Raw genomic sequence first — 22,929 nt, forward strand, 5'->3', positions numbered from 1 at the left:
TCTCGGGCAGGAGAACCACATGGCAACCGCCCTCACCGTCAGCAACTTCACTTCGTCCCTGGCCACGAAACTGGCCGAACGCTTCGGCATGGACGCCAACCCGGAAATCATCGACGTCCTCAAGAAGACCGCCTTCAAGGGTGACGTGTCGGACGCACAGATGGGCGCGCTGCTGGTCGTTGCGAACCAGTACGGCCTGAATCCCTGGGTCAAAGAAATCTACGCTTTCCCGGACAAGGGCAGCATCGTCCCTGTGGTGGGCGTGGACGGCTGGGCCCGCATCGTGAACGACCATCCGCAGTACGACGGGGTGGAATTCGAGATGGCCGCAGATGGCAGCGAGTGCACCTGCAAGATCTACCGCAAGGACCGTTCGAAGCCCACCGTCACGACCGAATACTTCGCCGAATGCAAGCGCGGCACGCAGCCCTGGCAATCCCACCCGCGCCGCATGCTGCGTCACAAGGCGTTCATGCAGTGCGGCCGCCTGGCCTTCGGCTTTACCGGGATCTACGACCGCGACGAGGCGGAAGCCATCATCGAAAAGGACATGGGCACCGCCCAGCAGGTGGCGCGCACGGCGCAGGAGTTCGCGGAGCAGGCCCGCCCGCAGCCAGCCACCGACGTGGACCGCGACCAGGTCGTCCGGGACCTGGAGATGATTGCACGCAGCGACGACGCCGCTCCGCAGCGCATCGCCGATCTGGAATCCGCCTGGAAGAGGCTCACCAAGGATGAGCGCGCCGCCGTCGGCGCCGCCGAGATCAAGCGCCTGAAGGACTTGGCCGCCGCCGAGGACGCCACGCCGGCGCAGGCCGTGCAGCAGGATGGCGCGCCGGCCGCGCAGGCCACCGAAGACAACCCGTTCGAAGGCGCCCAAGAATGAACGCGCCCGCCGAACAACGAACCGAGGAATGGCGGCAGGAGCGAGCCGGCAAGATCACGGCCAGCAACTTCGCCGCCGCCATCGCGGTCACGCCCGGCGAGGGTGTCTACAAGAGCGGCCCGCGCAAGGGCCAGCAGAAGGTGGCCGAGCCGACGCTGGAGCGCACGAAGCTGATGCGCACGCTGGCATTCGAGCGGCTGGCCGGTATTCCGCGCCGCGAGATCGGCGCGAAGTCGTTGTCCTGGGGCCGCGACCTGGAAGACGCCGCCAAGGAAGCCTACATGGTCGAACGCGGCGCCTTGGTCGAGGACAGCGGCTTCGTGCTGCACCCGGTGCACACGTTCATCGGTGCCAGCCCGGACGGCCTGATAGGCGTGGACGGTGGCATCGAAATGAAGTGTCCGCACGACGAGCAGGTGCATATCCAGACCTGGCTGGAAGGCATGCCAGAAGGCCACATGCCCCAGGTGCAGGGAAACATGCTCGTCACCGGCCGCCAGTGGTGGGACTTCGTCAGCTACGACCCGCGCATGGCCGAACCCTGGCGCCTGTACGTGCAGCGTATCCCGCGCGACAACGCCTACATCAACAGCCTTCTGACCGACCTGCTGCAGTTCGAAGCTGAGCTGCGCGCGATGGTCGACACCCTGCGCCGCAAGGCCGCCTAACCCTTCCCCAGCAGCACAACCTACGGAGCAATCCCGAATGTTCTCGATTACCGAGCAAACCGCCCGCCTCCAGGTCACCAACCGGCTTGAGAAGCACGGCCAATCCAATGTCCCCGCGATGACGTGCCGCCTCACCTTCCGCGCGCCCAACGACATCCTGTCGGAAGTCGATTCCACGCTGAAATCGTCGCTCTATCGCCGTCCGCATCCGGGCGAGAACGATATGGCCGACGAAGCCGACGAACGCATGCAGGACCCCAACTACCTCCCCCGCCTGCGCCACCCGAAGATGAAAAACAAGGTCGTCATCGACGAAAAGATCGTCGGCGCCGAGTTCACCCTGCATTACGGCCTGGGCGGCCCGAGTGACACCGTCCTCAGCGACGTGAACGTCGACAACTTCCAGTTCGATCCACAGGACGGAGGCACGGTTGAATGCTCCATCGACATCGACATGGTGCCGAGCGAGCAGGCCGCGGGCCGGATCTTCATGCAGAACGGGCAAGACGTCGTTTTCTCGGTCAGGCCTCCCGAGGAACCGCAGGCATCCCTGGGCTTGGACCAGTAACCCTTTCGGCCGGCCCGGCGGCGGGACTCCCTCCCTACTCCGACCGCTGCCGGTGCCCGGCCTCCTATACCGAGAACCACATGATCCCCGCCATGAACCGCCAGCAGCGCCGCATGATGGAAAAGCAGCAGGCCCGCGTGCGCGCCACGCGCCGGCCTGATCGCCCGGCCCGCCTGCCCATGCTGATCAAGACCCAGCAGACCCTGGCGCCGCTGGAATCGATCATCGATCAGATCGACCGTGACGGCACGGTGACGACCGATGACCGCGGCGTGCCGATCTTCCATTGCGTCGCGGATGGCGAGTGGTACGCCAGCGCGCCGGCGATCAACGGCATGGCCGACTTCTTCGACATGTGGGCGACGCGGCACGGGCGGGCATTCAAGGCCGTGGCCCTGCGCCAGCTTGCCAAGCGCCTGGAGGTCGGCATGCCCATCGACGGGCCGCTGATGGCCGCCCTGCGCGCCGAGATACCCACCCTGCGCAGGATCGGCGCCAGCCTCGACCAGGCCGACGCTACCGACCTGCTGCAGCAGACCCGAATCCTCGCCGAAATGGACGCCGCGCGCGTCACTGGAGCCTGACCATGACCACCACCCTCCCCGCCGGCCTGTTCCGCAAGAAGCCGGTCGTCATCGAAGCCGTGCAGATCGCCAAGCGGATGGATCTGACCTCGCCGCCCTGGTGGGCCGAGGCAGTCCAGCAGAACCGCGTGATTCTGCGCGGCATGGGCAAATTCACCCGCGACCTACCGATGGTCGAAATCCAGACGCTCGAAGGCGTCATGACCGGTGTGCAGGGCGACTGGATCATTCGCGGCGTGCAGGGCGAGCTGTACCCCTGCAAGCCGGATATCTTCGCCGCGACCTACGAGCCCGCCACCACCCAGGACGACACCCTGGCGCGCACGGGCAACACGGCCGACCACCAGAACGGCTGGTTCGCCGGGGTTGATCACGGGCGCGCCGAGGCGCGGGCTGGCGCACAGGACGATGCGAAGGACGTCCCCGTCGACGTGATGGCCGCGCTGGACCGTATGTGCACGCCGCTGCATACGTCCGTTCTCAGCGGGGCGACCGCCGACGCTGACGCCTTCAGCATGCAGCTCATCCGCGACTACATCTTGCGCCGAGCCGCTCCCGCTGCTGGCGATGCGCGGGCTTGGCAAGGGCTGACGGACGCAGAGCGCGACGGCTATGTGGGCGAGCTGGTGGATTACGGCACCGACTTCGTCGCGCCGCTGTACTCGGTCGTCGAAAGCATCGAGAAGCGCCTGCGCGAGAAGAATGCAGCCTCTCAGCAGCAGGAGGGGTAGATGAAAGTCCTATTCCTCGATATCGACGGCGTGCTGAACAGCGTCCGCTCTGCCGCTGCCCTAGGTGGTTGCCCATGGCCGCGCAATCGCAACATGCAGGCCGACTGGGAGAAGTTCGACCAGGTGGCCGTCAAGCTGATGGCGCGTCTGGTGCAAGAGACCGAGGCACACGTCGTTCTCAGTTCCACCTGGCGCATCGGTATGGATCAAGAGCGCGCTACCGAGCTTGGCGAATTCCTGGGATACGTCATCAGCAGTGCCACCCCTGGCGGTGGCGGACATCGCGGACCTCAGATCCAGCAGTGGCTGGACGAACACCCGGGCGTCGAGAAGTACGCCATCGTTGACGACGACTCCGACATGCTGCCCGAGCAGATGCCGCACTTCGTCAAGGTGGATCCGGCCATCGGCCTCACCTACCAGAACTACAAGGATGCCAAGGAGCTTCTGTCATGACCACCCACACCCCCGCCCCGGCACCTCAGGAGGCCGTCCAAGCTCTGCGTGACCTACGCCTGGGCGTCGAAATGGACCGCCACAATCTGGACGACGGCAACGCCAAGCTCCGCGCCCTTGATGCCGCTATCGAGCTGCTGTCCAAGCTGCGCGCCCCTGTAGCCGATGAGCGGGTCAGCCTTCGCGGCGCGGCCAATCTCGCGTTCAACGCGCTGCACGAGTGCAAGCCAGCCAAAGGCGCGGAGAGGCAGCATTCGGACGCTATCCAGGCGCTGCAATCCGCGTTGCACGATATCGCCTACACGGTCAACCGCACGGCCACGCCGCAGCAGTTCGCCGACCACCTGCAACGGGCCGCCCGCGCGGCCCTGGCAAGCGCCCCTGTAGCCGGGGAGGCGACTTACTACGCCGTGATGCATGGGCAAGCGCTTTTCGGCATCTTCGAAACGGAGACTGCCGCCGGAGATTGCATCGCGAAAGCTCTTTATCCAAAGGTCATGTCCATTCGTCCGCTCTATGCCGCGCCCCAGGCCAGCGAGGCGGTAGCCGCCGAAGCGCTGGAGGTTGCCCGCGAGGCGCTGATGGAAATTGCCGATCTGGCGGATGTGGATGCTGATGACCGCAGCGTCATCGTCAATCAGGCGCTGACAAAGATTGACCGGATCACCGCTCTGTCCGCGCAACCGGGCGCGCAGAAGGAGCAATGATGGGCAGCCAGATCACCGCCTTCATCCTGCCTGCGAAATTGCCGGGCGAGCAGTGGAAGCCCAGCAATGGGACCGTTGGCTTCTTGTTCGTCGAGGACGTCTGTGGCGACTGCGCGCGCGACCATGACGAGGACTGCGACATCCTGGCCAGGTCGTTCCGTGGCGAGGCCGTGGAATGGCGCCACACCGAAGAAGATGGCTGCTTCTGCATGGCCTTTGTCCCAAAGGGCGAACGCCTGCCGGAAGCGCCTTGTCCGCACACCAGCGCGCTGGATTTGGGCGCCCAGGCCCACCCCGACAACAAGGACGGAGGCGAAAATGGCCAGGATTGAGCCAATCAGCCGCACGGTGTACCGCGCGCCCACCGCCGGCCGCACCTATCTGACTGCCCGCGCCGCCGCGAACCGTGAGGCCGCGGCCATGCTGGAGCGGAAATACCCCACCGAGCGCGACGACCCCGAATGCGGCGGCGGCTACCACTGGACTCAGGACCACGCCCTGGTGAAGGTGCGCCAACGCCTGGCACGTCTCATCCTGCGCGCTCTACGTCAAGCCGTCCGCGCCACCGACAACAAGGAGCAGTAATGGCCACATGGTTTCTGATACTCATCCAGTTCGGCGGCGGCGTTTTGTCTGTCCCGTTTCAGTCTGAGGCCGATTGCCGCAATGCTGCGCAGATCATTGAGGCCGATTGGAACGCGAAAGGTCCGAAGTTGCGCGGAATCAGCACTTCTTGCGTACCAGCGAAAAAGGAGCAGTAATGGTCGTCACTATCGAGCAGCACGAGCTGCAGCGCCTGCTGGTCGAAGCGGCGCGCCTGGGCGCCAACCATGCCATCGAGGACCTGGTTTGCTACCACCTGAAAGACGCGTGCGCGCGGTTGGGGATCAGCTACAACACGCTGAAGAAGCGCATCCTGGAGGGGAAAATCCAGGCGGTAGACGGCAGGATTACCGGCGCCGAAATCCGTCGCTATCTAGCCCAGCTTGGCCGCGATGCTTGAGCCGTGCGGGTTGTAATAGACCATGGCCATTTTCGGATCGGTCCAGCCGAACATCTTGCACAGGTCGAGCACGTCGATCTTCTTGGCGATCATCGTCGCCGCGGTGTGCCGGGTGTCGTGGAAGGTGAAGCCCGACAACTCGGCCCGCTCGCGGTACTTGCGGAACAAGGCATCCAGCGACGCCGGCCGGATGCCGAAGACTAGATCTTCATCCCAGCCTTTCATGCGCCTCAGAATTGCCCGCGCCCGGGTCGACAGCGGCACGTCGCGCGGCCGGTCGCTCTTCGTGTCGGGAAGGTGCGCATGCAGGTCATGCACATTCGCCCAGGTCAGCCCGCACAGTTCTCCTGCACGCATGCCCGTGCGCAGCGCCAGCAGCATGCAGTTGGCCACCGCCTCCGCCGTGCTGCCAATGCGCCCGGCGCGCTGATAGCCCATCTCGCGCAGCATCTTGCGCACCTCGGACATGCTGATCGTTCGGTCGCGGTGCTTGCCCTTGGCGGGCTTACGGATCCCGCGCACTGGGTTCAGGTCCACCCACTCCCATTCCAGCCGGGCCGCTTCGAACACCGACGCCAGTAGGCTCAGTTCCCGCAGGACCGATGATGGCCCAATTGTCTTGGCCCGGTCATCCCGGAAGGCCCCGATATGCTGCGCGGTCACCTTGGACATGGCCAGGTCGAGCGGCAGCTTGTAGCTCTCGAAGGCAGCCAGGCGCACCTGCTCCCACCGCTCACCTTTCCGCTGCGGGGACACTTCATCGCTGTATTTTCGCAACGCTTGCCGCAGCGTATGCAGGTCGCCGGCCGGCTTTGTGGCGTGATCCCGGATGTGCGATTCGCGTTTTGCCGCCCACTCGACGGCCTCGCGCCGCGTGGGGAATACTTGGCTCTCGCGGACGCCAAGCAATTTTATTTGTGCCCGATACCCTTTTGCGGTCTTCTGGATGCTTGCCATGTGGGGCCGAGAGCGGGGCTCAGATGGGGCCGGAGACTGCGAATTCTTGCTTTTTGGCAGTCAACCGGTCACCCACTCACCCTGCTAAACCGTTGATTTGAATGAAATTGATCATAGCCGATCAACGGTTTGAATAGTCTTGGTGCGAAGGAGGGGACTCGAACCCCTACACCTGTTACGGCGTCAGGACCTAAACCTGGTGCGTCTACCAATTTCGCCACCTTCGCTATAGGCCAAGCCCGCTATTGTAGCTTGCTTGTTAAAATCTTGCGTCATGAATCCGCGCCTCGATGCCCTACACCCCTATCCGTTCGAAAAACTGCGCGCTTTGCTGGCTTCGGCCAGCCAGCAGCCGGACGGTCTGACGCCCATCAATCTGTCGATCGGCGAGCCCAAACACGCCGCGCCCGCGTGCGTCGAACAGGCCATCCGCGACAGTCTCGCAGGCCTGTCCGTGTACCCGTCCACCAAGGGCGACCCGGCGCTGCGCCGGGCGATCTCGGAGTGGCTGGCGCGGCGCTACAGCATCCCTGCCCCGGATCCGGAAACGCAGGTGCTGCCGGCGCTGGGCTCGCGCGAGGCGCTGTTCGCGTTCACGCAGACCGTCATCGACCCGGCCGCCGGCTCGGTGGTGATCTGCCCCAATCCCTTCTACCAGATCTACGAAGGCGCGGCGCTTCTGGCCGGCGCCACGCCCTACTTCGTCAACGCCGATCCGGTGCGCAGTTTCGCCAGCGACTGGAACCAGGTGCCGGACGAAATCTGGAAGAAGACGCGCATGGTGTTCGTCTGCTCGCCGGGCAACCCGGCCGGCAACGTCATGTCGCTGGACGAATGGAAAACGCTGTTCGAACTGTCCGACCGCCACGGCTTCGTGATCGTCTCGGACGAGTGCTATTCGGAAATCTACCTGGACGAAGGCAACCCGCCGCTGGGCGGCCTTCAGGCCGCGCGCCGCCTGGGCCGCGACACCTACCGCAACCTGGTGGCGTTCTCCAGCCTGTCCAAGCGTTCCAACGTGCCCGGCCTGCGCTCGGGCTTCGTGGCGGGCGACGCCGCGCTGATCGGCCGCTTCCTGCTGTATCGCACGTATCATGGCAGCGCCATGAGCCCCATCGTGTCGGCGGCCAGCATCGCCGCCTGGACGGACGAGGCGCACGTGAAGGACAACCGGCGCCTGTACCGCGAAAAATTCGACGCCGTCGTGCCCATCCTCCAGAAGGTGCTGGACGTGTCCCGGCCGCAGGCTTCGTTCTACCTGTGGGCTGCCACGCCCGGTTCGGATACGGCGTTCGCGCGCGACCTTTATGGCCGTACTGGTGTTACCGTGCTGCCGGGCAGTTTCCTGGCACGCGAGGCGCATGGCGTGAATCCCGGCCAGGGCCGCATCCGCATTGCTCTGGTGGCGCCCTTGGCTGACTGCGTACAGGCAGCCGAGCGCATCGCCCATTTTGTGCATACTTCCGTTTGATCAACCTTTAAAAGCTGAGCCGCTATGACTCTCGACCTGCAGACCACCATCGAAAAAGCCTGGGACGACCGGGCCAACCTGTCGCCCACCGACGCCAGCGCCGAAGTGCGCGAAGCGGTCGAGCGCACCATCGACGGCCTGGACCTGGGCCGCCTGCGCGTGGCCGAGAAAATCAACGACGACTGGGTCGTGCACCAGTGGATCAAGAAGGCCGTGCTGCTGTCGTTCCGCCTGAACGACAACGCCATCATGGGCCAGGCTCCGCTGCAGTTCTACGACAAGGTGCCGCTCAAGTTCTCGGAATACGGCGACAACGCCTTCAAGCAGGGCGGCTACCGCGTGGTGCCGCCGGCCGTTGCCCGCCGCGGCGCCTACCTGGCCCGCAACGTGGTGCTGATGCCCTCTTACGTGAATATCGGCGCCTACGTCGACGAAGGCACCATGGTCGACACCTGGGCCACCGTCGGCTCCTGCGCCCAGATCGGCAAGAACGTTCACCTGTCCGGCGGCGTGGGCATCGGCGGCGTGCTGGAACCGCTGCAAGCCAACCCGACCATCATCGAAGACAACTGCTTCATCGGCGCCCGCTCGGAAGTCGTGGAAGGCGTGATCGTCGAAGAGAACTCGGTGCTGGCCATGGGCGTGTTCCTGTCGCAAAGCACCAAGATCTATGACCGCGCCACCGGCAAGATCACGTACGGCCGCGTGCCCTCGGGTTCGGTCGTGGTCCCGGGTTCGCTGCCTTCGGCCGACGGTTCGCACAGCCTGGCCTGCGCGGTCATCGTCAAGCGCGTCGACGCGCAGACCCGCGCCAAGACCAGCATCAACGATCTGCTGAGGGCTTAAATGAGCACGACGGCTGTACTGGATCTGGTCAAGGACCTGATCGCCCGCCCTTCGGTCACGCCGGCCGATGAAGACTGCCAGGCGACGCTGGCCGCGCGCCTGGAGCGCATCGGCTTCGCCTGCGAGACCATCGCACAGGGCGGTGTCACCAATCTGTGGGCGCGCCGCGGCAACGCGGCGCCGCTGGCCGTGTTCGCCGGTCACACGGACGTGGTGCCTCCGGGTCCGCGCGAGAAGTGGGAAAGCGATCCCTTCGTTCCCACCGAGCGCGATGGCTACCTGTACGGCCGCGGGGCGGCCGACATGAAAAGCTCGATCGCCGCCTTCCTGGTGGCGGCCGAGGAATTCGTGGCGGCCCACCCGCAGCATGGCGGCTCGATCGCCCTGCTGATCACCTCTGACGAAGAAGGCCCGTCCATCGACGGCACCGCCATCGTCTGCGACGCGCTGAAGGCGCGCGGCGAACAGATGGACTACTGCATCGTCGGCGAGCCCACTTCGGGCGACGTGCTGGGCGACACCTGCAAGAACGGCCGCCGCGGCTCGCTGTCGGGCAAGCTCACGGTCAAGGGCATCCAGGGCCATGTGGCCTACCCGCACCTGGCGCGCAACCCCGTGCACCAGCTGGCGCCGGCCCTGGCCGACATCGTCAGCATCGAATGGGACCAGGGCAACGAGTACTTTCCGCCCACCACGTTCCAGGTGTCGAACCTGAACTCGGGCACCGGCGCCACCAATGTGGTGCCGGGCGAGGCGGTGGCGCTGTTCAACTTCCGTTTCTCCACCGCCAGCACGCCGGAAAGCCTGCAGGCGCGAGTACATGAAGTGCTGGACCGCCATGGCCTGGAGTACACGCTGGACTGGGAGCTGGGCGGCGAGCCCTTCCTGACGCCGCGCGGTTCGCTGACGGACGCGCTGGTCTCGGCCATCCGCGACGAAACCGGCGTGACGGCAGAACTCTCCACCACTGGCGGCACGTCCGATGGCCGTTTCATCGCCAAGATCTGCCCGCAAGTCATCGAATTCGGTCCCTGCAACGCCACGATCCACAAGGTCAACGAACGCATCGAATTGGCCTCGCTGGATCCGTTGAAGAACATTTATCGGCGCACGCTGGAAAACCTCCTGCTGCCGCCCAAGTAAAAGCCTCACATGTATCAATCCGCCCGCCAAGAACTGCTGACCCTGCGCGACCTGATCCGCTACGGCGTATCGCGCCTGAACGCCGCCCAGGTGGCGCTGGGACACGGCAGCGACAACGCCTGGGACGAGGCGGTCTACCTGACGCTGCACGCCTTGCATCTGCCTCTGGACACGCTGGAGCCCTTTCTGGACGCCCGCGTGCTCAGCGAAGAGCGCAACCGCGTGCTCGAATTGATCGACCGCCGCGTGACCGAGCGCCTGCCCGCCGCCTACCTCACCAACGAGGCCTGGCTGCGCGGCCACCGCTTCTACGTGGACCAGCGCGTCATCGTGCCGCGCTCGCCCATCGCTGAATTGCTGGACCAGGGCCTTGCGCCCTGGGTGCAGGATGCGCTGGCGGTTGAGAACGTGCTGGACATGTGCACTGGGTCCGGCTGCCTGGCTATCCTGTCGGCGCTGGCCTTCCCCTATGCCCATGTGGACGCGGTCGACGTGTCGCCGGACGCGCTGGAAGTGGCGCGCCGCAACGTCGACGACTACGGCCTGGCGGACCGGCTGGACCTGCACGAAAGCAATCTGTTCGACAGCCTGCCGCCACGCCTGTACGACGTCATCATCTGCAATCCGCCCTACGTGAACAGCGGCTCCATGGACGTCCTGCCCCAGGAGTACCGCCATGAACCGCAGTTGGCCCTGGCTGGCGGCGACGACGGCATGGACCTGGTGCGCCGCATCCTGGAAGCCGCGCCGCGCTTTCTCAGGCCGGAAGGCGTGCTGGTGCTGGAGATCGGCCACGAACGCGACTTCTTCGAGGCCGCCTTCCCGCAGCTCTCGCCCGTGTGGCTGGACACCGAAGAAGCCTCCGACCAGCTTCTGCTGCTTACCCGCGAGCAACTCAGCCTGTGATACGCGCTACTGGATTGACCCTGCGCCGCGGCACCAAGGTGCTGCTGGACGGCGCTGAATTCGTCGTGCATCCGGGCGAGCGCGTGGGCATCGTCGGCAAGAACGGCGCGGGCAAGTCCTCGCTGTTCGCGCTCTTGACCGGCACGCTGGACCTGGACGCGGGCAACCTCGCCATGCCCGCCGGCTGGCGCATCGCCAGCGTCAAGCAGGAAATCGAAGCTGACGAGCGTCCGGCGCGAGAGTTCGTCATCGACGGCGACACGCATCTGCGCGAACTGCAGGCGCGCCGCGCCGAACTGACGGACGAACAAGGCACGCAGATCGCCGAAGTGGAAGCGGCGCTGGTGGAAGCCGGCGCCTGGAGCGCGGCCTCGCGCGCCGAGCAACTGCTGGCCGGCCTGGGCTTCAAGCCCGCCGAATGGATGCAGCCGGTGGCGAGCTTTTCCGGCGGCTGGCGCATGCGCCTGGCCCTGGCCCGCGCGCTGATGGCGCCGTCCGAATTGCTGCTGCTGGACGAGCCCACCAACCACCTGGATCTCGACGCCATGCTGTGGCTGGAGAAATGGCTGGCCGCCTACCCCGGCACCGTCATGCTGATTTCCCACGACACCGAGTTCCTGGATGCGGTCGCCAAATCCATCCTGCATTTCGACCACGCCAAGCTGGTGCGCTACCGCGGCGGCTATGGCGACTTCCTGACACAGCGCGCCGAGCGCCTGCGCCAGACCAATATCGCCTACGAACGCCAGACCCGCGAAGCGGCCCGGCTGCAAGGCTTCATCGACCGCTTCAAGGCCAAAGCCTCCAAGGCCAAGCAGGCGCAGAGCCGCGTCAAGGCGCTGGCGCGCATGCAGGTGCTGGCGCCCTTGCACGCCGAGGCCGGCATCGACATCCGCATCCCCTCGCCCGACCAGGTGCCAGATCCCCTGCTGACCCTGGAGCACCTGTCGGCCGGCTACACGGACGCCGACGGCAACGCCGTGCCCATCCTGCGCGACGTGACGCTGATGGTGCGCGCGGGCAGCCGCGTCGGCGTGCTGGGCGCCAACGGCGCCGGCAAGAGCACGCTGATCAAGACCCTGGCCGAAGAACTGCCGGTGCAGGCGGGTACGCGCCGCGCCTCGCGCGGCTTGGCCATCGGCTATTTCCACCAGCACCAGCTGGACATGCTGGACGTGGACAGCACGCCCATCGCCCATCTGGCGCGCCTGGCCCCCGAGACCCGTGAACAGGAACTGCGCAACTATCTGGGCGGCTTCGGCTTTTCCGGCGACACGGTGACCAGCAAGGTCGGCCCCATGTCCGGCGGCGAAAAGGCGCGCCTGGCGCTGTCCCTGATCGTCTGGCAAAAGCCCAACCTGCTGCTGCTGGACGAACCCAGCAACCACCTGGACGTGGAAACGCGCGAGGCCCTGGCCGCCGCGCTGGCGGACTTCGGCGGCAGCATGCTGCTGGTATCCCACGACCGCCACCTGCTGCGCACCACCGTGGACAGCTTCTGGATCGTGGCCGACGGCGCGGTACGCGAGTTCGACGGCGACCTGGAGGACTACCGCGACTGGCTCGCCGCCCGCAACGCCGGCGAACGCGCGGAAGCCGCGCGCGAGAACGCCGAAGGCAACGAACCGGTGGTGGACCGCAAGGCCCAGCGCCGCGCCGAAGCCGAACAGCGCCAGCGCCTGTCCGCGCTGCGCAAGCCGCTCGAATCCAGGCTCGCCAAGGTCGAGGCCGAGATGGAGAAGCTGCGCGCCAAGCTGCATGCGCTGGACGCCGTCATCGCCGATCCGGACCTGTACTCGGATGCGCGCCGCGCCGAACGCCAAAAGGTCATGGCCGAGCATGGCGAACACGGCAAGCGCATGGACGAGCTGGAAGAACAGTGGCTCGAAATCCAGGGCTCGCTGGAAGAGATCGAACAGTCCGAGGCCTGACGGCCTGCGGCGGGCGCCCTGCCCGCCGCCGCTTCCTGCGCTCTCTCCTTATCTAGAAATAGAAATCGTTATCATTTATACTCTGGCGCGAATTTGACTCTATCTGGCGCCCGGCGCCGGCGACATGTCTACGCTCACGGATGTATTTCTCCGCCATTACCGAGAGGTGCTGGGTTTTCTCTCTTTGCGCACCGGCTCGCGCGACGTCGCGCAAGACTGCGCCCAGGACACCTGGATCAAGCTGGCGGAATTCAAGGACAGGACGCGTCCCGACAACGACCGCGCCTACGTCTTCCGCGTGGCCGCCAACATCGCTACCGACTGGCACCGGCGCCGCAGCCGCGAACAGGCCGCCACCGCCGACTACGCCGCTTCGCGCCCTACCCTGCATGAACCCGACACCCTGGACGTGGCTGCCGCGCGGCAAATGCTGCGCAGGCTGGAAACCGCGCTGCTGGCCCAGCCGCGCCGCAGCCTGGACGTGTTCGTGCTGCACCGGCACGAGGGCCTGAGCTACCGCGCCATCGCCGAGCGTTTCGCGATTTCGGTCAGCGCGGTGGAGAAACACATGATGCGCATCCTGCTGGCCTGCGACCAGGCGCTGGCATCCTGAGCATGGCCGCCCCCAAGACCGGCAGCGCCCAGGAAGAAGCGTCGCGCTGGGTCGTGCGCCACAGCGGTCAGGGCATGGATGCGCAAGCCCAGGCGGAGTTCGAAGCCTGGTACCGCGCTGACGCCAGCCACGCCGCCGCCTATGAACGGCTGGCGCGCCTGTGGCGGCGAATGGGCGAGATCGAACGCGGCAAGCTGCTGGCGCCACGGCGCGCGCATAAGCGCGGCGCGGCGGCCGCGCTTGTATTGCTGGCCGCCTGGCCAGCCTGGCAATTGCTGCGTACGGTCCATCCTGACGCCGACTACACGACCGGCGCCGAAGTGCGCCGCGTGGCCCTGCCCGACGGCTCCAGCGCCACCCTGGATGCGGACTCGGCCATCGCCATCGATTTCGCGCCGGGCAAGCGCGAAGTACGGCTCCTGGCCGGGCGAGCGTTGTTCACGGCCGCACCACGCGCGCCTGGTGGTCCGGATTTCACGGTGGTGACGCCGGACGCGTCCGCAGCCGCACTAGGCACCCGCTATGTCGTGGCGCGCGAGGCCGGCGGCACGCGCGTGGCGGTGTACGAACATCGCGTGGCAGTCCATTGCCTGGTCTGCCAGGATGACGCCGCCTTGGCGCTGGACGCGGGCCAGGAGGCTGCCGTGTCGGCGACGGGCATCACGCGCTTCGCCGCGTCGCAGGAACCGGCGCCGGACTGGAGCCAGGGCCTGCTGGCCTTCAACGATGTCGCATTGCCCGAGGCCGCTGCGCGGCTATCCCGCTATGGCGGCAAGCACATCCTGGTGCTGGGCGAAACCGCCAGGCGTTTGCGCGTCTCGGGCATCGCCAGTATCGACGATCCCAAGCGAGCGCTGGAATTGCTGCTGGCGCAGACCAAAGTCGGCATTACCGAGCTGCCAGGCCTGCTGATCCTGCGTTGAAGCCGATTGCCAATCAGTAAATGAGAATCGATATAAATTATTCATCGGCAATCCGCTGAGGTAATCCGTGCCTGCACACGTCCTACGGCTGACATCAACACCCGCTTGGACGCATTCATGCTGTTTCCCCACTTCAACCGGCGCGCCCGCCGGTCTGGCGCTTCGGCGGCGCTGCTCATCGCCGCGTTGATAACGGCTTCGCCGGCCCCCGCTCAGTCGACCGCGCCCGTCGCCTATGACCTGCCGGCCCAACCCCTGGGCGACGCACTGCTCGCGCTGGGCCGACAGGCGGGCCTGGAGATCTCGTTTCCGCCGGCGGCGGTGGCGGGCAAGACTTCGCCCCCGCTGCAAGGAGAGTATTCGCCGCTGCTCGCGCTGAACCACCTGCTGGCGGGGTCCGGACTGGCGCTGCGCGCGGACGGACCTGGCCGCTACATCGTCTACGTGGACAAGACCAACCAGTTTTCCGCCCTGCGCCTGGATGCCGTGCGGGTCTACGGCGAGCAGGTGGGCGAGCGCATCTATACCCGCGAGGACATCGCCGAAACGCCCAGCTCCAACCGCGACCTCAGCACACTGGTGGCGACGCATCCGGCGGTGCGCACCAATCCGGGCGCCGCCGGCTCGCAGAACCGCGGCTCGCTCAATGTGGAGGACATTTCCTTCCACGGCTCCAGCCCCTACCAGAACTTGTTCCAGCTCGACGGCATGGACGCGACCAACCGCGTGGACCCGGCCAGCAAGAACCTGAACCTGCAGGTCGGCAACGTGCCCAGCAACCCGCAGTCGTACTTCGTGGACACGAGCCTGCTGGAGGAAGTGCGCGTGCACGACAGCTTCGTGCCGGTGGAGTACGGCCGCTTCACGGGCGGCGTCGTCGACGCCAGGCTGCGCCGCTTTTCCGGCGAAAACCGCTTGAATCTGGACTACCGCTGGAACACTTCCAAAATGACGCGGCAGGAGGTCGCCGAGGGCGAACAAAACAGTTGGGCGCAGGGCAAGCCGGGCTATTCGCCGGAATGGAAAAAGCGCTTCTACTCCGCCGTGGGCGACCTCGCCTTCAATGAAAAATCAGGCGCCGTGCTGGCCATGTCGCGCCGCGAATCGGACATCACGCGCTGGAACATGGGCGTGGACGACAAGGGACAGCCGGCGCCGGGCCAGGCCGCCTATAGCGACCGGATCGACAACTTCCTGGGCAAGTTCAGCGTGCGCGCCAGCGCCGATACCACGGCCGACCTGACGCTGAAATACAGCGACCGCAGCGAAACCCTGGCCAGCGACCTGTTCCGGCACACGCGCTGGGACAACAACCATGAGGCGCGCGGCATAGGCGTCAACGTAGACCACTACTTCCAGGGCGGCCGGCTTGCGCTGCAGGCGGGCTGGGACCGGTCGCTCAGCAACCGCGAATCCGTCGGCGACGAGCTGGTGACATTCAGCCCCTACCTGCTGCCGCGGTACACGGCGGGCGGCTTCGGCAAGGAGCAGACGCGGCAGGACACCTGGACGCTGAAGGGCCGGGTCGACCTGGATCCGGTGCGCACGGGCGTGTTCACGCACATCCCCTATGCAGGCGCGGAACTGAACCAGGTGCAGGCGAACTTCGAGCGTTTCCAGGAAAGCCACTCCTACCAGCGCGCTTACAACCGCGACGGCAGCTATCGGGATTTCAGCAAGGTCCGCTACCTGCCCGGCACCGTGGACGTGAACTACAACATGGCCAGCCTTTATCTGTCGGACCGCATCGAATGGCAACGGCTGGCGCTGGACGCCGGCCTGCGCTACGACCGCGAGACGTTCCTCGGCAACAACAACCTGTCGCCGCGTACGCGGTTGGATTGGGACATGTTCGGTTCGGGCGATACCCTGCTCAGCGCCGGCTGGTCGCGGTACTACGGGGCCGGCGTGCTGGAGACGGCGCTCAAGGAAGAACGCAGCCGCCTGCGGCGCCAGGTGCTGGACAAGAACGGCAAGCCCGTGGCGGACGGCAGCAAGGAGTACTACGTGGAGTACAAGGGCCTGCGCATGCCCTATGACGATGAATGGGCGGTCTCGCTGCGCCAGCGCATGGCGGGCATGGAAGGCGTGCTGAGCTACGTGCGCCGCAACGGCCGCGACCAGTGGGCCACGACCGGCAACGACAAGGACGGCTACCGCTACACCAACGACGGCCTGTCCACCACCGACGGGGTCAGCCTGTCGCTGCGCACGCTGGAGCCCTGGCGCCTGGGCGAGACGCGCTGGAACATGCAGGCAAGCTGGAGCTGGCAGAAGCGCAAGACCAACGCGGACCTGGTCGAAGGCTACAACGGCGACGCGCGCGACCCCGGCGAATACGTGATCTACAACGGCTCGCGCCTGCGCGCCATCGACCTGCCTCCAAGCTCCTTCTACCAGCCACAGATCGCCACCCTCAGCCTGACCGGCGCGTGGCCGCGCGCCGGCCTGACCTGGAGCAACATGGTGAACTGGCGCAGCAAGCGCGACGCCACCGTCTACGTCGGGCGCGGTCCGCGGCCCGACTACCTGGATCGATTCGAATCCGGCGAGATCCCGTCCTACTGGACCTGGGACACCAAGCTTTCCTGGAATCCCACGTTTGCGCGCAGTCTGGAATTCACGGTCGAAGTCCTGAACGTGCTGGACCGCAGGCCCGCCGTGACGGCCAGCAATCCCAACGTCAAGACCAACCGCAGTACCTATCAGACGGGACGGGAGCTATGGCTGCAAGTCGGTTACCGCTTCTGATCCTGGGCGCGGCGCTGGCGCTGGCGGCGTCCCTATCCCACGCCGACGCAGACGCCCAGGACGATCAGGCCGCCTGCCGCACGCCCACGGGCTGGAATGCCGCGTGCCTGCGGCCGCTGTACGCTGGGCCGCCCTCGGCGTGGCCAGCGCCCACGATCGATCCTGGCGTGGCCTGGCGCGAATGGGGGCCGGTGCCGCCGGCCTCCAATCCGCCCCTATCCTGGACCGCGGCCAACGCCGGCCAAGCGGAACTGGCTGCGGACGTCGCGCGCCCGGCGGTGGTGACGCTGGGGCAGATGCTGTTCTTCGATACCCGGCTGTCGCGCAAGGGGCAGGTGTCCTGCGTCTCCTGTCATCTGCCGCAGCGCGCCTTCACCGACGGCCTCGCGCTGGCCGTGGGCGAAGACAAGCTGATGGGCAGGCGGCGCTCCACGCCGCTGTATGCGGCGCCGTTCGCGCCCCGGTTGTTCTGGGACGGACGCGCCGCCAGCCTGAAGGAACAGGTGCTGGGCCCCATCCACGATCCCCGCGAAATGAACCATGACGCCGACGGCGCCGTGGCGCGCCTGTTGGCGGCCGATCCCTACCCTGCGCAGTTCCTGCAAGCATTCGGCGCCGCCCCGGCAGCGCAGCCGCCTGTGGACGCCGACCGCCTGGCGCGCGCGCTGGCCGCCTATGTCGCTACGCTGCGGCCCGAAACCACGCGCTTCGACAAGTTCCTCGATGGACAATCGAATGCGCTGGACGACAGCGAGTTAATCGGCATGCACCTGTTCCGCACCCAGGCGCGCTGCATGAACTGCCACAGCGGCGCGATGCTGACGGATCACCAGTTCCACAACATCGGCCTGTCCTTCTATGGCCGCCGCAACCAGGATCTGGGGCGCTACGAAGCGACGCGCAATCCCGCCGATCTTGGCAAGTTCCGCACGCCCAGCCTGCGCAATGTGTCGCGCGCCGGACCGTGGATGCACAACGGACTGTTTCCCGACCTGAAGGGCCTGCTGCGGATGTACAACGCCGGCATGGGCCGCGATCCCGTGCCCAGCGATCCGCCCGACCCGTATGCGCCGCGCAAGTCCGAACACATCCGGCCGCTCGCGTTGAGCGCGGACGAGATCGACGCCTTGCTGGCGTTCATGCAGGTCTTGTAGGAAAGGGAGAGGCGGCGCCCGGCAGCTTGCAGATGCAGGCTCCCATGCGCCGCCGGCCTGGCATTACGAGTACGGGCGCTCGCGCAGGCGGGTGTGGTGGTCGACCACGGTGTCGATCACTTCGCGCAGGATGGTTTCGGCAAGCGCGGGCGGCACGCCCGCCTCTTGCGCCAGGCGGCGGATGCGCGCGACCTGCTGCTCCTCGCGCTTGGGATCCACCAGGTCCATGCCCAGATCGCGCTTGAGCTCGCCGATCATGTCCGTGCAGCGGAACCGCACGCCCAGCAGCAGCATGATCTGCTGGTCGATTTCATCGACCTCGGCGCGCAGCGACGCCAGCTCGGCTTTGGAAGTATCGTTGTCGGCCATGAGTATCAACCCTGAACAATGTCAAGTTTGGCGATGCCCAGCGCCAAGGTCTTGGCGCCCACGTCGCGGAACTGGATTTCAGCCTGGGCGTCCTGCCCTGCTCCGCTCAAGCCGATGATCGTGCCTTCGCCGAACCGCGCGTGGTGCACGCCCTGACCTACACGATACTGCTTGTCGCCCACCGTGACGCCGGTGGTAACGCTGCGGGCTTGACGCGGCGCAATGGTATTGGTGGGCTTGCGGCCGAAAGCGTCGCCGCGATTGCCGCCGCCCCAGCCGGCGCCCGTGCCGCCAACCTGGGCCAGACCGGCCTTGGGCGACAGCCACTTCAGGTGCTGTTCGGGGATTTCTTCCAGGAAGCGCGAACGCATCGCGTAGCGCGTCTGGCCGTGCAGCATCCGGCTTTGCGCCAGGCTGATGTACAGGCGCTGGCGCGCACGCGTGATGGCCACGTACATGAGGCGGCGTTCTTCTTCCAGTCCGGAAGCTTCCAGGACGCTGTTCTCGTGCGGGAACAGCCCCTCTTCCAGGCCGGTGATGAACACCGCGTCGAACTCCAGGCCCTTGGCCGCGTGCACGGTCATGAGCTGGACGGCGTCCTGGCCCTGCTGGGCCTGGTTGTCGCCCGCTTCCAGCGCCGCATGCGACAGGAACGCCGCCAGCGGAGTCAAACCGTCGGATGCCACGACCGGCGCGTCGACCACGCCCGCGTTCAGCGTGGAGGCCGTGTCCTGTTCGGGCACCACGCCGGCAGGCATGCCGTCGTAGTTTTCCTCGGACGCGAACACCGCCGCGGCGGTAACCAGTTCGCTCAGGTTTTCCAGGCGCTCCGCGCCTTCGCGTTCGGCCTTGTAATGCGCGTTCAGGCCGCTGGCCTCGAGCATGTGCTCGACCATTTCCGGCAGCGGCAGGTCGCGGGTCTCTTCGATCAGGCGATGGATCAGCTGCGCGAATTGCGCCAGGTTGGAGCCGCCCTTGCCGGGCACCAGGGCCACGGCCGCGTACAGGCTGGTGTCGTGCGCGCGCGCGGCGTCGCCCAATTGCTCCAGCGTGCGCGCGCCGATGCCGCGCGTGGGGAAATTGACGACCCGCATCCACGAGGTGTCGTCGTGCGGATTGGCCATCAGGCGCAGGTAGGCCAGCGCGTGCTTGATTTCCTGGCGCTCGAAAAAGCGCAGGCCGCCGTACACCTTATAGGGAATGCCGGCGGAAAAGATGGCGTGTTCCAGCACGCGCGACTGCGCGTTGCTGCGGTAGAGCACGGCGATCTCGCGGCGCAGGCTGCCTTCGCGGATCAGGGAGCGGATCTCGTCCACGATCCACTGCGCTTCCATGCCGTCGGACGGCTGCTCGATGACGCGCACCGGCTCGCCGTCGCCCTGCTCGGTCCAGAGGTTCTTGCCCAGGCGGCCGGTGTTATGGCCGATCAGCGCGTTGGCGGAATCCAGGATGTGGCCAAAAGAGCGGTAGTTCTGCTCCAGGCGGATCACGGTGCCGCGCGCGTAGTCGCGTTCAAAGTCAGCCATGTTGCCGACGTTGGCGCCGCGGAAGGCATAGATCGACTGGTCGTCGTCGCCCACCGCGAAGATTGCGGCGCCGCCGCCGGCCAACAGGCGCAGCCACTTGTACTGCAGCGTGTTGGTGTCCTGGAACTCGTCGACCAGGATGTGGCGGAAACGGCGCTGGTAGTGCTCGCGCACCGGCGCATTGCGCGACAGCAGTTCGTAGGCGCGCAGCAGCAGCTCGGCAAAGTCCACCACGCCTTCGCGCAGGCACTGGGCCTCGTAGAGCTGGTAGATCTCGATCAGGCGACGGCGATGGGCGTCGTAGGCTTCCACGTCGGCGGGACGCAGGCCTTCTTCCTTGGCGCCGTTGATGAAGCGCTGCACATCGCGCGGAGGATACTTTTCGTCGTCGACGCCATTGGCCTTCATCAGGCGCTTAATCGCCGCGAGCTGGTCGGTGACGTCCAGGATCTGGAAGCTTTGCGGCAGGCCGGCATCGCGGTGATGCGCGCGCAGCATGCGGTTGCACAGGCCATGGAAGGTGCCGATCCACAGGCCGCGCGTATCGATCGGCAGGATGGCCGACATGCGCGCGAGCATTTCGCGCGCCGCCTTGTTGGTGAACGTGACCGCCAGCAGCCCAAAAGGCGAGGCCTGGCCGGTTTGAATCAGCCAGGCCATGCGGGTGGTGAGCACCCGGGTCTTGCCGCTGCCCGCCCCGGCCAGGACCAGGGCGTGCTGCGGTTCTAACGTTACTGCGGCGCGTTGTTCAGGATTGAGCTTCTCTAGCATCATGCCGCGTAGCGGCGCAGACGTTGAGCGAATTGCTCGAGCCCGGCGATGCCGCTTTGCTGGGCGCGCTGGCACCAGGCCTGCAGGTCATGAAGAAGCTGTTCGCTGCTGGCGCTGGAGCTTTCCCAGATGCGGCCGAGTTCACGGCGCATCTGTACCAGCGTGGCGAGCGACTTGTTGCGGGCGATGGCTTGATCCACGGCGGCAACCTGTTCGGGTTGGAGGATGTCCTCGTTGCGGTGGATGGCGCGGCGCACGCTGTGCAGCTTGGTCCAGTCGCACTCGGCGCTGTCCTTGTTGCGCGAATCCTTCAGCTTGGCCAGCTCTTCACGGGCGGCGCTCTTGATCACGTCCGCATAGCGGGCCATGACTTCGTAGCGGTGCGTGATCACGCCCTGCAGGGTGCGCAGGTCGATGCCGGTCTTGCTGTCGTCCAGCTTGAGCTTGGGCGCAACCTTCTTGATCTTGGCCAGGCCGAAGAACTTCAGGATGTTGATGTAGCACCAGCCGATGTCGAATTCGTACCACTTGGCCGAGAACTTGGCCGACGTGCCATGGGCGTGGTGGTTGTTGTGCAGCTCTTCGCCGCCGATCACGATGCCCCAGGGGAACACGTTGGTGCTGGTGTCCGGGCTGTTGTAGTTGCGGTAGCCCCAGTAGTGGCCGATGCCGTTGACGACGCCGGCGGCCCAGAAGGGGATCCAGGCCATCTGCACGGCCCATACCGTGACGCCGATGGCGCCGAACAGGGCGATGTCGATGGCGAGCATGGTCAGCACGCCCCACAGGCTGTGCTTGCTGTAGACGTTGCGCTCGAGCCAGTCGTCAGGCGTGCCGTGGCCGAACTTGGCCATGGTTTCCTTGTTGTTCGATTCTTCGCGGTACAGTTCCGCGCCGCGGAACAGCACCTTCCAGATGCCGAACAGGATGGGCGAATGGGGATCGCCTTCCTTTTCGCACTTGGCGTGGTGCTTGCGGTGAATGGCCACCCATTCCTTGGTGACCATGCCGGTCGTCATCCAGAGCCAGAAACGGAAGAAGTGCATGACGGCCGGATGCAGATCCAGACCACGGTGCGCTTGGCTGCGATGGAGAAAGACCGTGACCGACACAATCGTGATGTGCGTCACAACCAGAGTGAACACGACAACCTGCCACCAAGTGGCTTGGGTCAGACCGCCGGCAATGAAGGAAAGGATGTAATCCATAAAGCTGTTAGGAGCCTCGCTAGAGAAGTGCCTGGAGTTTAGCTTACCTTGGCTGACTTATGACAAGGTAGTTTCAAAATAGTTTTTGAGCGAAATCAAGGACTAAGCCCCGGTTTTTCAGGGCAAAAACCCACTCTCGCCACCAAAAATGCGGGTTGCGAGGCCGAGCCTTGCGGCACGCGGCGCTAGGGCCGTCCTCCCCAGGGTAGGTGGGGGGCATACGCGAAGGCGCAAGGTTTGGGCTCGATTTCGCCGTTAAAGTTCCTGTCAGCTTGGCGTCCGGTCTTGAAGCGGACTTGCGGCTGGCGCACACTGCGGGTGCTTTACCGACCAAACTGTCTCTTTTGTCCCACTGATGTTGCTGAAAAAAATCCGTCCCCAATTTTTTTACGCCCTGGCCGCGCTGGGCACCGTCCTGCCCGCCACCGTTTCCGCGCAAACGCTGAAATCGGGCGACGTCGCCGTGCTGGCCTCGTACTACGAGATCCGCGGATCGGACTGCCTGGCGCTGCGCGCGCCGCGCGTATCGCTCACCATGACGCCGCGCCTGGGCAAGGCCAACATCATGCAGACGCGGGGCCAGTCCAGCGATTCCGGGCGTTGCGCCTACCAGACCGTGCCGGTGTCCCAGGTGGTCTACCAGGCGGACCAGCCAGGCAATGACAGCCTGGCCTGGGAAGTGAAGTACCAGAACAAGACCCTGGGCACGCGCCGCTACAGCGCCACGGTGGTGGTGACGCCGGGTCCCTGACCTGGC

At 65.9% G+C, this 22,929-nt stretch carries 25 protein-coding genes and 1 tRNA gene; 21 read left to right on the top strand and 5 right to left on the bottom strand.

From position 1 onward, the window contains the following. Positions 1-19: 19 nt before the first annotated feature. The 11 genes from bet (at position 20) to AC1RHV_RS07160 (ending at position 5,603) form a co-directional block, all read left to right on the top strand. Positions 20-886: a phage recombination protein Bet gene (gene bet / locus AC1RHV_RS07110; RefSeq protein WP_492300247.1), complete on the top strand. Its 867-nt coding sequence runs from the start codon at positions 20-22 to the stop codon at positions 884-886. Next, on the top strand, positions 883-1,554 hold the full coding sequence (locus AC1RHV_RS07115; RefSeq protein ID WP_492300249.1) for a lambda exonuclease family protein: 672 nt from the start codon (positions 883-885) through the stop codon (positions 1,552-1,554). Before bet ends, AC1RHV_RS07115 begins: the two co-directional genes overlap by 4 nt. A 37-nt stretch (positions 1,555-1,591) precedes the next feature. Then, positions 1,592-2,122, top strand: coding sequence for a hypothetical protein (locus AC1RHV_RS07120; protein WP_492300250.1), 531 nt, complete (start codon positions 1,592-1,594; stop codon positions 2,120-2,122). An 80-nt stretch (positions 2,123-2,202) separates the two neighbouring features. Beyond that, the gene (locus tag AC1RHV_RS07125) at positions 2,203-2,706 is read left to right on the top strand and encodes a hypothetical protein (protein ID WP_492300251.1); all 504 of its coding nucleotides are present in this window, start codon (positions 2,203-2,205) and stop codon (positions 2,704-2,706) included. 2 nt (positions 2,707-2,708) lie between these two features. After that, positions 2,709-3,437 (top strand): hypothetical protein, encoded by a 729-nt coding sequence (locus tag AC1RHV_RS07130; protein ID WP_492300253.1) that lies wholly within the window; start codon positions 2,709-2,711, stop codon positions 3,435-3,437. Then, positions 3,438-3,893: an HAD domain-containing protein gene (locus AC1RHV_RS07135; protein ID WP_492300255.1), complete on the top strand. Its 456-nt coding sequence runs from the start codon at positions 3,438-3,440 to the stop codon at positions 3,891-3,893. Then, positions 3,890-4,600 (top strand): hypothetical protein, encoded by a 711-nt coding sequence (locus AC1RHV_RS07140; RefSeq protein WP_492300257.1) that lies wholly within the window; start codon positions 3,890-3,892, stop codon positions 4,598-4,600. The genes AC1RHV_RS07135 and AC1RHV_RS07140 overlap by 4 nt, the downstream gene beginning before the upstream one ends. Next, on the top strand, positions 4,597-4,932 hold the full coding sequence (locus tag AC1RHV_RS07145) for a hypothetical protein (protein WP_492300259.1): 336 nt from the start codon (positions 4,597-4,599) through the stop codon (positions 4,930-4,932). The genes AC1RHV_RS07140 and AC1RHV_RS07145 overlap by 4 nt, the downstream gene beginning before the upstream one ends. After that, entirely contained in the window at positions 4,919-5,185 is a 267-nt protein-coding gene (locus AC1RHV_RS07150) for a hypothetical protein (RefSeq protein ID WP_492300261.1), read from the top strand. Before AC1RHV_RS07145 ends, AC1RHV_RS07150 begins: the two co-directional genes overlap by 14 nt. After that, on the top strand, positions 5,185-5,361 hold the full coding sequence (locus tag AC1RHV_RS07155; protein ID WP_492300263.1) for a hypothetical protein: 177 nt from the start codon (positions 5,185-5,187) through the stop codon (positions 5,359-5,361). Before AC1RHV_RS07150 ends, AC1RHV_RS07155 begins: the two co-directional genes overlap by 1 nt. Next, positions 5,361-5,603 (top strand): hypothetical protein, encoded by a 243-nt coding sequence (locus AC1RHV_RS07160; protein ID WP_492300265.1) that lies wholly within the window; start codon positions 5,361-5,363, stop codon positions 5,601-5,603. Before AC1RHV_RS07155 ends, AC1RHV_RS07160 begins: the two co-directional genes overlap by 1 nt. On the opposite strand, the gene AC1RHV_RS07165 is transcribed toward AC1RHV_RS07160, so the two are convergent. Both AC1RHV_RS07165 and AC1RHV_RS07170 read right to left on the bottom strand, forming a co-directional pair. After that, a complete protein-coding gene (locus AC1RHV_RS07165; RefSeq protein ID WP_492300267.1) occupies positions 5,577-6,560 on the bottom strand; it encodes a tyrosine-type recombinase/integrase in 984 nt (327 codons plus the stop codon). The two genes, AC1RHV_RS07160 and AC1RHV_RS07165, sit on opposite strands and share 27 nt — an antisense overlap. A gap of 140 nt (positions 6,561-6,700) precedes the next feature. Further along, positions 6,701-6,787, bottom strand: a tRNA-Leu gene (locus AC1RHV_RS07170). A 47-nt stretch (positions 6,788-6,834) separates the two neighbouring features. Here AC1RHV_RS07170 and dapC point away from each other — a divergent pair. The 9 genes from dapC (at position 6,835) to AC1RHV_RS07215 (ending at position 18,298) form a co-directional block, all read left to right on the top strand. Beyond that, positions 6,835-8,031 (top strand): succinyldiaminopimelate transaminase, encoded by a 1,197-nt coding sequence (gene dapC / locus AC1RHV_RS07175; RefSeq protein ID WP_492300268.1) that lies wholly within the window; start codon positions 6,835-6,837, stop codon positions 8,029-8,031. 24 nt (positions 8,032-8,055) lie between these two features. Beyond that, complete coding sequence (gene dapD, locus AC1RHV_RS07180; RefSeq protein WP_013394697.1) at positions 8,056-8,877, top strand: 2,3,4,5-tetrahydropyridine-2,6-dicarboxylate N-succinyltransferase; 822 nt, start codon at positions 8,056-8,058, stop codon at positions 8,875-8,877. After that, entirely contained in the window at positions 8,878-10,020 is a 1,143-nt protein-coding gene (gene dapE, locus AC1RHV_RS07185; RefSeq protein WP_492300270.1) for a succinyl-diaminopimelate desuccinylase, read from the top strand. A 9-nt stretch (positions 10,021-10,029) separates the two neighbouring features. Then, the gene (prmB, locus tag AC1RHV_RS07190; protein ID WP_492300272.1) at positions 10,030-10,926 is read left to right on the top strand and encodes a 50S ribosomal protein L3 N(5)-glutamine methyltransferase; all 897 of its coding nucleotides are present in this window, start codon (positions 10,030-10,032) and stop codon (positions 10,924-10,926) included. Beyond that, positions 10,923-12,857, top strand: a complete 1,935-nt coding sequence (locus AC1RHV_RS07195) for an ABC-F family ATP-binding cassette domain-containing protein (RefSeq protein WP_119449339.1) — start codon at positions 10,923-10,925, stop codon at positions 12,855-12,857. Before prmB ends, AC1RHV_RS07195 begins: the two co-directional genes overlap by 4 nt. A gap of 124 nt (positions 12,858-12,981) precedes the next feature. Further along, positions 12,982-13,470: an RNA polymerase sigma factor gene (locus AC1RHV_RS07200; RefSeq protein WP_054456036.1), complete on the top strand. Its 489-nt coding sequence runs from the start codon at positions 12,982-12,984 to the stop codon at positions 13,468-13,470. Positions 13,471-13,472: 2 nt separating this feature from the next. Then, positions 13,473-14,393 (top strand): FecR family protein, encoded by a 921-nt coding sequence (locus AC1RHV_RS07205; RefSeq protein ID WP_492300274.1) that lies wholly within the window; start codon positions 13,473-13,475, stop codon positions 14,391-14,393. A gap of 117 nt (positions 14,394-14,510) precedes the next feature. Continuing rightward, positions 14,511-17,144, top strand: coding sequence for a TonB-dependent receptor (locus AC1RHV_RS07210; RefSeq protein ID WP_119449373.1), 2,634 nt, complete (start codon positions 14,511-14,513; stop codon positions 17,142-17,144). After that, positions 17,117-18,298, top strand: coding sequence for a cytochrome-c peroxidase (locus tag AC1RHV_RS07215; RefSeq protein ID WP_125469996.1), 1,182 nt, complete (start codon positions 17,117-17,119; stop codon positions 18,296-18,298). The genes AC1RHV_RS07210 and AC1RHV_RS07215 overlap by 28 nt, the downstream gene beginning before the upstream one ends. Positions 18,299-18,361: 63 nt before the next feature. On the opposite strand, the gene AC1RHV_RS07220 is transcribed toward AC1RHV_RS07215, so the two are convergent. From AC1RHV_RS07220 to AC1RHV_RS07230, 3 genes are read right to left on the bottom strand one after another with little or no spacing between them, the layout of a single operon-like run. Then, positions 18,362-18,667, bottom strand: coding sequence for a chorismate mutase (locus tag AC1RHV_RS07220; RefSeq protein WP_054456030.1), 306 nt, complete (start codon positions 18,665-18,667; stop codon positions 18,362-18,364). A gap of 5 nt (positions 18,668-18,672) precedes the next feature. Further along, entirely contained in the window at positions 18,673-20,967 is a 2,295-nt protein-coding gene (locus AC1RHV_RS07225; RefSeq protein ID WP_059373632.1) for a UvrD-helicase domain-containing protein, read from the bottom strand. Continuing rightward, positions 20,964-22,172: a DesA family fatty acid desaturase gene (locus AC1RHV_RS07230; protein ID WP_054456025.1), complete on the bottom strand. Its 1,209-nt coding sequence runs from the start codon at positions 22,170-22,172 to the stop codon at positions 20,964-20,966. The genes AC1RHV_RS07225 and AC1RHV_RS07230 overlap by 4 nt, the downstream gene beginning before the upstream one ends. 355 nt (positions 22,173-22,527) lie before the next feature. Here AC1RHV_RS07230 and AC1RHV_RS07235 point away from each other — a divergent pair, with 355 nt between their 5' ends. After that, on the top strand, positions 22,528-22,923 hold the full coding sequence (locus AC1RHV_RS07235; protein ID WP_119449336.1) for a hypothetical protein: 396 nt from the start codon (positions 22,528-22,530) through the stop codon (positions 22,921-22,923). Positions 22,924-22,929: the final 6 nt, after the last annotated feature.

Source organism: Achromobacter sp. GW823-FHT04E03 (genome assembly GCF_058796095.1).